The following is a 10,980-nucleotide window of genomic DNA, read 5'->3' as shown; positions in this document are numbered from 1 at the left end:
TCATCGCCAGGCGATGGATGACAACGCTATCGGCCGATATGACAGATGATGCAAGACCTAATGACCAACCGATAAACTGCCTCAGCTTATCTTGAGTTCCAAGGTATAGGCATCAAAAGCTTGCCCGCCCGGCCCACGATAATAGCCGCGCCGCTCACCAACCTTGGCAAATCCCAACAACTTATAGAAGTTGATCGCATCGTTGTTAGCGCGCACTTCCAGAAAGAGCCTGCCGGCCGACCGAAATCGTGCGTCGTTGACCACCGACCGCATCAGGGCACTGCCGACACCGCGCCGGCGCCATGCGGGGTCCGTCGCCAGCAGCAGCAGTTCGGCCTCGCCACCGCCGGCGCGCGCCAGCGCAAAACCGGCGGCTGTCCCCTGGACGCTGGCCATGGTCAGCCAGACGCCGGGCATCGCCAGAATCCCCAGGCACTGGGCACGGGTCCAGGCTTCGCCATAGCGCGGGTCGAAGGCGCGCTGCATGATGGCTTCGACCACGGGCAGGTGTGCCGGCGTCGCGCTGCGCAGATCGACGACGCTCAGCGTGCCGGTCATGGCTGCGGCATCGGTTTGGCGTCGGGCGGGCGGCCATAGATTGGCTGCGCGGCGAGCGCGAGAAGATCGGGCGGGAGCAGCAGCGCATCGCGCGCGACGGGCAGCGCTTCCTTGCCCGCCAGATCGGGCGCGATCGGGCGCAGCCACTTCACCCCGCTGCCCACCGCGCCGCCGCCCAGCTGCGCCAGGGCCGCCGCCGGCGGCAGCGACAGGATGCCGCCGACAGCGGCAAAGGGGCGGGCAGTGAAATGCTGCATGAACACCTCACCATGCCCGCCTTCCAGCACGGCGGCAATTGCCTGTTCATCTGGCGCCTGCGCAAAAAATGACGCCGCCAGCAAGGCAAGCGACGAATAGCCATGCACGCTGGCGCCCCAGCCCAGCCCCAGCGCACGCGCGGCCGCCAGGCCGACACGGATGCCAGTGAAGCTGCCGGGGCCGCAATCGACCAGAACGGCGCCAGCGCGCCCACCATCGGGAAGTGCGGCAATCATCGGCAGCAGTCGTTCGGCATGGCCCCGGCCGACGGTGGCGGCGTCTTCGGCAATGATCTGGCCATGCTCGATCAACGCGACCGAGCAGGCAGCGGTCGCGGTGTCGATGACCAGCGTTCGCGTGGCGGTCAGCGGCGCGCTCCGGCCGGTCGCTTGCGGGCGGGCGCCTTGGCCGCAGGTGCCGCAGCAGGGGGCGGGGGCGCGACCGTGCCAGCGGTGCCGGCCGGCGGCGCGTTGCCGGTCAAGGAGACGGCCGGCCCCAGCGCACCCGGGTCCAGTTTGGGCGGCTCGGGCGGCTGATAAGGCGGCGGATTATCCGCAGCGACATACGCGTGCAGGATCTTGGACGGTGCGATGGGCGGCTCTCCGCGCTCGATCGTGTCCACCCATTGCATGCCGTCGATCACCCGGCCGAACACGGTATATTTGAAGTCGAGCCGCATATTGGGCTCGAACACGATGAAGAACTGGCTGTTGGCTGTGTCTTCCGCCTTTTTCTTTTCTTCGGACTTGGCGTCTGGCGCGGCCCCCTGGCGCGCGGCGGACACCGCACCGCGCGTGTGCGGCAGATAGTTGAACTCGGCCGGCAGGTCCGGCAGGTCCGAGCCGCCGGTGCCGTCGCCCTTGGGGTCGCCCGTCTGCGCCATGAAGCCGTCAATCACACGGTGAAAGGTCAGCCCGTCATAGAAATGCTTGCGGGTGAGCATCTTCACCCGCTCCACCATCTTGGGCGCGACATCGGGGCGCAGCCAGATTGTCACGCGGCCGCCGGTCGACAGGTCCAGATAGAGGATGTTTTCCTTGTCGTTGATGTCGGCAGGCTTGGTGCGGAACGATTCGACCAGCTGGGCACTGGCGGGCGCCGCGATCAGCCAGCTGCAAACCGCCAGCAAAGACATCAAGAAGCGCATTATTTCACCGTGCCGGAATCGAGCTGATGCGCCGCGCTTAACGCAAATTGCGGTAAGCGCCAACGTTAAGCGTGTCCGCCGGTCGTTCCCTTGCGGCCGAGTTGTGCGACGCGGGCGACGACGTCGGCGTTGACGGCGGGGCTGACGAATTTGCGCACATCGCCGCCATAGATCGCGATTTCCTTCACCCAGCGGCTGGCAATGGGCTGCAGCGCGACGTCGGCCATCAGGAAGATCGTTTCGATCCGGTTGTTCAGCTGCTGGTTCATGCCGGTCATCTGAAACTCATATTCGAAATCGGTCACCGCCCGCAGCCCGCGGACGATGACGCTCGCCCCCTCGCGCTCGGCAAAGTCCATCAGCAGCGAATCGAAGCTCACCACATGGATTTCGCCCTCCAGCCCGGCGACTTCGCGCTGCACCATCGCCATGCGTTCGGCGAGCGTGAACATCGGCGATTTGCTGGGGTTGGTGGTGACGCCGATCACCAGCCGGTCGACCAGCTTCGCACCGCGGCGGATGATGTCGAGATGGCCCAGCGTGAGCGGGTCGAAAGTGCCGGGATAGACGCCGGTGCGGATGGTCATGAACGGCCCCCAAGGCTAAAGGTGGTGGCATCAGCGGCCGGGGTCGCCACGGCCATGTTCCGCGCGATGTTCATCGGGCGGGCCGGCGCGGTCCCGACGGGGTGACGCTGCCGGCGCCCGCCGCGCACTGCTTAACGGTCTCTTTCCAGCGTGAAGCGGGCGATGTCGCGCAGCAGATCGGCCTCCGCCCCATAGGGATTGAGGTGGGCGATGGCCTGATCGACCAGCATGCGCGCCTGCTCGCGGGCGCGTTCCACGCCCAGCAGGGTGATGAAGGTTTCCTTGCCCTGCGCCTCGTCCTTGCCGACGCGCTTGCCCATCTTCACTTCGTCGCCTTCATGGTCGAGCAGGTCGTCGGCGATCTGGAAGGCGAGACCGACATCGCGCGCATAGCCGCGCAGGCCGGTGCGCCCTTCCGGCGGCACCTTGCCCAGAATGGCGCCCGCTTCAACCGAGCTGGCGATCAGGGCGCCGGTCTTCAGCGCCTGCAGCCGGGTGATGGTGGGCAGGTCGAAGCTCGACTTTTCGGCCTCGATGTCCATCATCTGGCCACCGGCCATTCCAGACGGGCCGGCGGCGCGGGCCAGGTCGAACACCAGCTCTGCGCGCACGAACGGGTCGGCATGGGTGGCCGGGTCGGCCAGCACTTCGAAAGCAAGCGCATGGAGGCAGTCGCCCGCCAGAATGGCGGTCGCCTCGTCAAATGCCTTGTGCACGGTCGGCTTGCCTCGGCGCAGATCGTCGTCGTCCATCGCCGGCAGATCGTCGTGAATCAGCGAATAGACATGAATGCACTCGATCGCGATGGCCGCGCGGGCAGCGCATTCACGATCAACGCCGAACAGCTGGGCGGTTGCGAACACCAGCAGCGGGCGCAGCCGCTTGCCGCCGCCGATCGCGGCATGGCGCATCGCGCGATACAGGTCGGCGCGCGGATCGCCGGGGACCGCCAGCAACTGGTCGAACCGTTGGTCGATCTCGGCGGAAACATCGGCAAGTGCCGCTTTCAGAGCCATCGAGGCTTCGGCCATAGGGAAATCAGCTCGCTGCAAAAGGGGTGGTGCCGGCCGGCCGGCCTTCGGAATCAAGACGGATTGCCTCAATCCGCGCCTGTGCCGCATCCAGCCGGTCAACGCAACGCTGGCGGAGCTGGCTGGCGCGCTCGTAAAGCGCGATCGAGGTGTCGAGCGCCTCGTCGCCGCTTTCAAGCCGGGCGACGATCCGCTCCAGCTCCTTCAGCGCCTCTTCAAAAGGCATCGTCTCGATCGTTTCCGAACCGTGCATTTTGCCGCTATGGGGCAGGCGGGCGAGGAGGGTCAAGGCACGAGAGCGCCCCGGCCCCGCAAAGCGGCGGCAGCGACGCGACAGAAAAGGACGAATGGCGATGTTCGAATGCATCAACCCGGCAACCGGCGCGATCGCGCACCGGCTTCCCGAAATGACGCCGGATCAGGTGGAAGCGGCGGTGGCGCGGGCCCATGCCGCGCAGATCGCATGGCGGCAGACCGGCCTTGCAGAGCGGTCCCGCCTGCTGGAAGCGATTGCCGATGCGTTCGAGGCGGATGCCGACCGGCTGGCCGCGCTCGCCACCACCGAAATGGGCAAGACCTTCGCCTCCGCCCGGGCCGAGGTGATGAAATGCGCCGGCGGCTTTCGATACTATGCAAAGGCCGGGCCGGCGATGCTGGCCGATGTCGCGGTGCCGATGGCGGCGGGCACCGTCTATCAGCGCTGGCTGCCGATGGGGGTGGTGCTGGCGGTGATGCCGTGGAACTTCCCCTATTGGCAGGTGGTGCGCTTTCTGGCGCCCACGATCATGGCGGGCAATGCCGGGCTGCTGAAGCATGCCTCGCTGACCCAGGGCTGCGCGGCGGCGATCGAGGAGCGGGTGCGCGCGGCCGGTGCGCCCGACGGGCTGTTCCAGAATCTGGCGATCCGCGCCGGGGGCGTCGCGCCGCTGATCGCCGATGACCGGGTCGCCGCCGTGACGCTCACCGGCTCCGAAGAGGCCGGCGCGAAGGTGGCAGCGGCAGCGGGTGCAGCGCTCAAGAAAGTGGTACTCGAACTGGGCGGGTCGGACCCGTTCATCGTGATGCCGTCTGCCGATCTGGACGCAGCGGTGGCGGCGGCCGTGACGGGGCGGCTGCAAAATGCCGGGCAAAGCTGCATCTGCGCCAAGCGGATCATCGTCCATGCCGATATCTATGATGCCTTTGCCGAGCGCTATACCGCGGCGATGCTGGCGGCGAAGGTGGGCGACCCCATGGACCCGGCCAATGTCATCGGCCCGCTGTCGAGCGCTGAGCAGCGCGACACCGTGCTCGACCAGTTGGCCCGGTTCCAGGCGGCGGGCGCGAGGCTGGCCGGCGGCACCGTGGTCGACGGCCCCGGTGCCTATCTCACCCCCGGCGTGCTGACCGGGGTGCCGGCCGACCATCCGATCGCGCAGGAAGAACTGTTCGGCCCCGTCGCCATGCTGTTCCGGGTCGACAGTGCGGCGGCGGCGGTGGCGCTGGCCAATGACGTGCCCTTTGGCCTGGGCTCGAGCGTGTGGACGCGCGATGCGGCCGAAAAAGACTATTTCGTGGATTGGTTGGAGTGCGGCATGACCGCGATCAACCAGGTGCTGGCCAGCATGAACGAGGCGGCCTTTGGCGGCGTGAAGAAATCGGGCCATGGCCGCGAGCTGGGGCCATGGGGGATGCACGAGTTCATGAACCTTAAAACCGTGATGATGGCGTGAGAAACCAGCTTCATTTACCTTGGCAAAACGCAATCTGTTGCCTAACGCGATCATGGGGCGGGCAAATGGGAGAGAGATAATGCGCAACCTGTTCCCGGCGCTCGTCGCCGGTGCCGCCCTGCTTGGTGGCTGCGCAAGCTATACCAAGGATATGGGCAAGGCGACCACGGGGCCGGTGGCGATTGCATCGCTGCGCACCGCAACCGGTGCCGATGTCGGCCGCGCCACCGCGCGCCAGACCAAGGGCGGCCTGCGGCTGACGGTGGACGTTATGGGCATGCCACCGGGCGAGCATGGCGCGCATATCCATGCGGTTGGCCGCTGTGATCCGACCGATTTCATGACGGCGGGCGGCCATTGGAACCCGGCTGCGACCAAGCATGGCCTGATGAACCCTGCCGGCCCGCATGAGGGCGACCTGCCCAATCTGATTGTTGGCAATGACGGGCACGGCACGCTGGGCGTCACCATCAAGGGCGCGACGATGGCGGGGCTGCTCGATAGCGATGGCAGCGCGATGATCGTTCATGCCGCGCGCGACGATCAGGTCAGCGACCCGTCGGGCAACAGCGGCGCGCGCATTGCCTGCGGTGTCTTCGCGCTCAATTGACGGTGTCTGGCTCGCTGAAGCGCGCGATCAGGCTGTCGACCAGTGCCTTGTCGAGCGGCTTGTCGAACACGCAGCCGGCCTGCTGACCATCGGCCCAGGCGACCGCGCCCTTGCGGGGGCGTTCGCCGGGCAGGGTGATCCACAGCGGCTGGCCCACCGGCAGCGCGTGCAGCGTTTCAAGCCGCACGCCATAGCGCGAAATATCGACGATCCGGCACACCGCGCGCCAGCTGTTGCTGGTGGTCATGCGGCCGGGCATGCGCACCCGGCGGCGCGGCGCGCGGCGGTTATCTCCTTCTGCCACAAGCAATTCGACCGATAGCATCGCACACCCCTTGCGATCACCCCTGCCGTCCATACGGTAGGACTACGGTGTTGGAACTACCGCCTTGTGGTTAACGGAGTGCTTACGCGGTTTCGCCGGCGGCGCGCGCGCGGGCTTCCCGGTTGGCCTCGGCCACCGGCACCAGGCGATAGGCCATGATCGCCGCGATCAGCGCGACCGGCACCGTTGCCAGCATCGTCAGCACGCCGACCGACAGGCTGCCCGACAGTGTGGAGACGCGGCCCGCCAGATAGGGCCCCATCGCCAGCCCCAGCAGGGTGGTGCCGATGAAGAAGGTGCCGGTTGCGGTGCCCCGCATGCGCGGCAGCACCAGATCCTGCGTGGTGGCGGCCGCCGCGCCCAGCGCGCAGCTTGCCAGCGCCTGTGCCGGGAACAGCATGATGTAGAACAGCGTGATGCTGCTGGTGGTGAAGGCGGTGGCGATGGCGAGCGATGGCACCACCGCGCCGAAGATGACGACCATCAGCCGCCCGGCCGGATGGCGCTGGCGCAGCCGGTCGGCGATCAGCCCGCCGATCGTCACCCCCAGAAAGCCCGACAGCGCGCCCATGCCGCCGATGATGAACCCGGCCTCCGCCGGCGTCGCGCCCAGCACGCGAATGGCATAAGGCGGCGCCCAGAAGGTGACTGAATAGCTGAGAAACGCATTCAGGCCATAGGCGACGACCGTGCACAAAAAGGCCGGATTGGCGACGATCAGCGCAAAGGTGGGCGGGTCGCGCCGCCGCAGGGCGCCGGCCCAGGAATAAACGGCATAGACGCCGATCCCCACCGCCACCCATTGCGGCACCGGCTCGCCCAGCCGCACCAGCATGGTCACCGCCGCCGCGATCACCGCCAGCCCGGCCAGATTCGCGATCAGCGCACGCGCCCCGCCCATCGCCGCGCCGATCAGGGTGAGCGGCGGCACGATGGTGACCAGTTCCTGAAAAAAGGCGGCAAACGGCGCCGGATGGGGCGGGGGCGGCGGCAATCCCTCGGACTGGCCGCGCGGCGGCTCGCGCAGCGTGGCGATCAGCAGGGCAAGGCCAAGGCCGGGAATGCCGACGATCAGGAACGCCGCCTGCCACCCGCTCAGCCCCAGCGGGCCGCCATCGGGATAGGCCTGGTTCCAGCCCTTCACGATCAGCCCGCCAATGCCCAGCGACAGGCCGCCGCCGACATAAAGCCCGGCCGAATAGATGGCGAGCGCGGTCGCGCGCAGCCTTTTGGGGAACCAGTCCGAAATCAGCGAATAGGCGGACGGGCTGGCGGTTGCCTCGCCAATGCCCACGCCGATCCGCGCGCCGGCAAGCGCGGTGCCGCTGCGCGCAAAGCCCGACAGCGCCGTCATCGTCGACCACAGCGCCAGCCCCAGCGTCATCAGCCGCACCCGGTGCCAATTGTCCGCCAGCCGGCCCAGCGGAATGCCGAACAGCGCATAGAAAACGCCAAAGGCAGTGCCGTAGAGAAAGCCCAGATCCTCATCGCGCAGATGGAGGTCGCGCTTGATGTCCTCCGCCAGGATCGAGATGATCTGCCGGTCGACGAAGTTCAGCACATAGACGACGAACAGCACGGCAAGGACATACCAGGCGTAGGCTGTGGTGCGGGGGGTGGTTTCCCCGGCGGGCTGGTCCATGCGCTTCCCCTTTTGACCGTCGCCTAGCAGAGCCCGGCCGGCGGTCAACCCGGCGGTCAACCCAGGGGCCAGCGCGCGGCGACGCGATAGGCTGCGCCGCCATGGCCGAGATGGCTTTCGTAGAGGATCAGATCGTCGCAGCTGAACATATCGCTGGTGAGGCCCGCATGGCGCGTCAGAAAGGCATCGGTCGCCGCGCGCGCATCGGCACCGCGCGCCAGCCGGGCAAGCGTGATGTGCGGCACGAAGGCGCGCCCCTCCGGCGCCAGGCCGAGGCGGACGAGCAGATGGTCGATCTTGCGGTGGAGCGCGGCGAGCGGCGCGGCGGGCGCGACGCCGGCCCAGATCGCGTCGGGCCGGCCTTTCCTGTCGAACGCGCCCACGCCCCTGATCGCCACCTTTGGCGCCGGGGCATGGATGGTCGCCAAGAGATCGGCAATGTCAGCCGCGACGCGTCCGTCCACTTCACCGATGAAGCGCAGCGTCAGATGCAGTTGCGCATCGTCCTGCCAGCGCGCGCCGGGCACGCCGCCCATGATCGCCAGCAGCCGGGCACGGATCGGCGGCGGCGGGCATAAACCGATGAAAAGCCTGTGCATCGCGCGCCAAATCTGCGCTGCAATGGCACGCCTGTCGAGGGCGGCGGCATTCATCCGCCGTTAAGCTGCTGTACAATGGCACAGAAATTGCCCGGCGGTGCGCCCGGCCGATACCGGTTTTGCTTGAAAGCTGCATTGAAAAACCCGATATTTCGCCTATCCGGGGTGTTTCCCGGGCAACGGAGTTTGTTTCACATGGCAAATTGGTCTGATCCCCGGCCGGGCGCCGCCTATGCGGCCAGTGCGGGTCTGCGCGGCGCCGCGTACGACGCGGGGCTGCGGTCCTACATGCTCTCGGTCTACAACTATATGCTGTCGGCCATCCTGCTGACCGGCATCGTCGCGCTCGGCTTCGTGCAGACCGGCGCGGCGGAGCAGGTGTTTGCGGGCGGCGGCATCCTGAAGTGGATCATCACGCTGGCGCCCCTGGGCTTCGTGTTCGGCATGAGCTTTGGCCAGATGCGGATGTCGACCGCGACGCTGCAGATGATGTTCTGGGGCTTTGCGGTGGCGATGGGCCTGTCGCTGTCGACCATCTTCCTGGTCTATTCGCCGCTGTCGATCGCACAGGCTTTCTTCGCCACGTCGGCCAGCTTCGCGGCGCTGAGTCTGTGGGGCTACACGACCAAGAAGGACCTGTCGGCGATGGGCACCTTCCTGATCATGGGCCTGGTCGGCATCATCGTGGCGAGCCTGATCAACCTGTTCGTCCAGTCCGGCCCGCTGGGTCTGGTCATCTCGATCCTGGGCGTGCTGATCTTCGCCGGGCTCACCGCCTATGACACTCAGCGCACCAAGGCGATGTATGCCGAGGTGGCCGGCACCGAATATGAGGGGCGCGTGGTCATCATGTCCGCGCTCAACCTCTATCTCGATTTCATCAACATGTTCCTGTTCATCCTGCGGCTGTTCGGCAGCCGCGACTAAGCAGCTTCGTCGCGAAGACGCTGGGCCCGGCGGGGAAACCTGCCGGGCCTTTTTTGTTGCGCCGGGTCGCCGGTGCCCCAGCTTACATTATTGTCATAATGTAACCACAGTGGCGACACCGGCGTAAACTTATTGCATTGTGCAGCGCGATATGGTGTTTTTCGAACCTTGGCGGCGTATCGCTAAGGTGCTGTTAACCAAATCGGTCGCAGAATGCACAGGTCGCAACAAGGATGATGGGACAACAGAGATGAGTTCGCGGATGAAGCCCGCCGCCGGCGCCATGGCACTGGCCGAGATGAAAGAGTTTGCCGGGTTCAGCGCTGCAACGCAGCGTTATGTGCGCCGCTCGCTCGACATTGGGCTGGAACGCGACGACGCGCTGGCCCGCTGGTCGCGCGACGTGGTCGAGGCCGCCAGCATCCGCGCGCAATATCGCCTGTACGACCGGCTGCCCGACATCCGCGCCACCGTCCCCAGCGAAAGCGGCATCGATCAGGTCGATGCGTTTCTGGGCCAGCTGGTGTCGCTCTCCGCCTTCGATCTGGGCCAGGGCCGGCTGTGCAGCTTTTCGGCCTATCGCTTCCTGTATGAGCGGCTGCTGGGCGCCACCGTGCGGCCGTGGCTGCCGGCCGCCTTCTGCGCCGCCGCCGCGCTGCCGCATTTGCAGCCCGAAATGCGCCGCCGCCTGCTCCAGTCGATCAGCGAGGCGGCCGCCACCGCCCAGGGCTGGTCCACGCGCGAACCCAGCTTCTTCCCCTATTGGGTGGAAAAGGTGGAGGCCGGCGCGCTGCCGAACTGACCCGCGCGATCGGACCGTTACCCCCGATCAACGCGGCTCATCGCCTCGGACGTGACCGGATAGCCCAGCCCTTCGGGAATGCACAGATGGTCGGCGCCGTCGCGCGCCTCGACCCAGGGTGTGATCGTCTCCACCGGGTGCCGGCGTGCATGGGCGACCGCCTCGGCGAAATCGGCAAATTGCACCAGCCGTTCCAGATTGCGCCGCGTCGGGAAGATGATCGTCGCGCGCCCGGCATCGGCCTCGGCCAGCACCTGCGCGGCGCTCGCCCAGAAGGCGCGGCTATTCTCGGTGCCATCGACGCGCGGCGCGGCATCGGCGGGGGCGGCGGCCAGGAAGAACAGCGTGTCGAAAATGCGCATGTGCAGATGCGCCGGCCGCCAGCGCGCGAACGGCTCCAGCGCCGCCAGATCGAGCGTCAGGCCGTGGCGGTCGAGGACGGCGCCCAGCGTTTCGCCGGCATGCAGCGCGACGCGGATCGCGGTGAGCTGGTCCGGCGTCGGATGCGGCGCTAGGCCGACGGCAACGCCGGCTTCCTCGATCATCTCGCGGATCGCGGCGATGCGGGCGGCATCGATCAACGGATCGGCCGCGAGCTCCAGCGCCAGTGCGCGGTCGCCCGCGTCGATCCGCCCGCCGGGGAAAACCAGCGCGCCGCCGGCAAAGGCCATTGCCTTCGCCCGCTCCACGATCAGCAGCTCGGGCGGGGCGCCCGCGCGGTCGCGGAACAGCACCAGCGTGGCGGCGGGAATGGCTTCTGGCATGGTGTCGGTCATCATCCC

At 67.2% G+C, this 10,980-nt stretch carries 14 protein-coding genes; 4 read left to right on the top strand and 10 right to left on the bottom strand.

The genetic code is table 11. From position 1 onward, the window contains the following. Positions 1–81: 81 nt before the first annotated feature. The 6 genes from K2Y03_RS04105 to K2Y03_RS04080 form a co-directional block, all read right to left on the bottom strand. Positions 82–558, bottom strand: coding sequence for a GNAT family N-acetyltransferase (locus tag K2Y03_RS04105; RefSeq protein WP_294088470.1), 477 nt, complete (start codon positions 556–558; stop codon positions 82–84). Then, entirely contained in the window at positions 555–1,184 is a 630-nt protein-coding gene (tsaB, locus tag K2Y03_RS04100; RefSeq protein WP_294088473.1) for a tRNA (adenosine(37)-N6)-threonylcarbamoyltransferase complex dimerization subunit type 1 TsaB, read from the bottom strand. The genes K2Y03_RS04105 and tsaB overlap by 4 nt, the downstream gene beginning before the upstream one ends. Then, positions 1,181–1,963: a peptidylprolyl isomerase gene (locus K2Y03_RS04095; protein WP_294088468.1), complete on the bottom strand. Its 783-nt coding sequence runs from the start codon at positions 1,961–1,963 to the stop codon at positions 1,181–1,183. The genes tsaB and K2Y03_RS04095 overlap by 4 nt, the downstream gene beginning before the upstream one ends. A gap of 65 nt (positions 1,964–2,028) precedes the next feature. Beyond that, the gene (coaD, locus tag K2Y03_RS04090; protein WP_294088467.1) at positions 2,029–2,550 is read right to left on the bottom strand and encodes a pantetheine-phosphate adenylyltransferase; all 522 of its coding nucleotides are present in this window, start codon (positions 2,548–2,550) and stop codon (positions 2,029–2,031) included. A gap of 131 nt (positions 2,551–2,681) precedes the next feature. After that, the gene (locus K2Y03_RS04085; RefSeq protein ID WP_294088466.1) at positions 2,682–3,581 is read right to left on the bottom strand and encodes a polyprenyl synthetase family protein; all 900 of its coding nucleotides are present in this window, start codon (positions 3,579–3,581) and stop codon (positions 2,682–2,684) included. A 7-nt stretch (positions 3,582–3,588) separates the two neighbouring features. After that, positions 3,589–3,834, bottom strand: a complete 246-nt coding sequence (locus tag K2Y03_RS04080) for an exodeoxyribonuclease VII small subunit (protein ID WP_294088465.1) — start codon at positions 3,832–3,834, stop codon at positions 3,589–3,591. 100 nt (positions 3,835–3,934) lie between these two features. On the opposite strand from K2Y03_RS04080, the gene K2Y03_RS04075 reads away from it, so the two are divergent. Beyond that, entirely contained in the window at positions 3,935–5,293 is a 1,359-nt protein-coding gene (locus tag K2Y03_RS04075) for an aldehyde dehydrogenase family protein (protein WP_294088471.1), read from the top strand. Between the two features lie 79 nt (positions 5,294–5,372). Further along, entirely contained in the window at positions 5,373–5,903 is a 531-nt protein-coding gene (locus K2Y03_RS04070) for a superoxide dismutase family protein (RefSeq protein WP_294088464.1), read from the top strand. On the opposite strand, the gene K2Y03_RS04065 is transcribed toward K2Y03_RS04070, so the two are convergent. From K2Y03_RS04065 to thpR, 3 genes are all read right to left on the bottom strand, one after another. Next, the gene (locus K2Y03_RS04065; protein ID WP_294088462.1) at positions 5,896–6,228 is read right to left on the bottom strand and encodes a PilZ domain-containing protein; all 333 of its coding nucleotides are present in this window, start codon (positions 6,226–6,228) and stop codon (positions 5,896–5,898) included. The two genes, K2Y03_RS04070 and K2Y03_RS04065, sit on opposite strands and share 8 nt — an antisense overlap. A gap of 82 nt (positions 6,229–6,310) precedes the next feature. Then, entirely contained in the window at positions 6,311–7,870 is a 1,560-nt protein-coding gene (locus K2Y03_RS04060) for an MFS transporter (RefSeq protein WP_294088461.1), read from the bottom strand. 56 nt (positions 7,871–7,926) lie between these two features. Continuing rightward, complete coding sequence (gene thpR / locus K2Y03_RS04055) at positions 7,927–8,469, bottom strand: RNA 2',3'-cyclic phosphodiesterase (RefSeq protein ID WP_294088460.1); 543 nt, start codon at positions 8,467–8,469, stop codon at positions 7,927–7,929. Between the two features lie 195 nt (positions 8,470–8,664). Here thpR and K2Y03_RS04050 point away from each other — a divergent pair, with 195 nt between their 5' ends. Continuing rightward, positions 8,665–9,396, top strand: coding sequence for a Bax inhibitor-1/YccA family protein (locus K2Y03_RS04050; protein WP_294088459.1), 732 nt, complete (start codon positions 8,665–8,667; stop codon positions 9,394–9,396). A 250-nt stretch (positions 9,397–9,646) separates the two neighbouring features. After that, complete coding sequence (locus K2Y03_RS04045) at positions 9,647–10,198, top strand: hypothetical protein (protein ID WP_294088458.1); 552 nt, start codon at positions 9,647–9,649, stop codon at positions 10,196–10,198. Positions 10,199–10,215: 17 nt separating this feature from the next. Here the strand turns inward: K2Y03_RS04045 and K2Y03_RS04040 are convergent, their stop codons facing one another. Beyond that, positions 10,216–10,974: an NUDIX hydrolase gene (locus K2Y03_RS04040; RefSeq protein WP_294088453.1), complete on the bottom strand. Its 759-nt coding sequence runs from the start codon at positions 10,972–10,974 to the stop codon at positions 10,216–10,218. Positions 10,975–10,980: the final 6 nt, after the last annotated feature.

Origin of the sequence: Sphingomonas sp. (assembly GCF_019746015.1) — a bacterium.
In the GTDB taxonomy this organism is placed as follows: Bacteria; Pseudomonadota; Alphaproteobacteria; order Sphingomonadales; family Sphingomonadaceae; genus Sphingomonas.
This window is presented reverse-complemented; position numbering and strand designations above follow the sequence as displayed.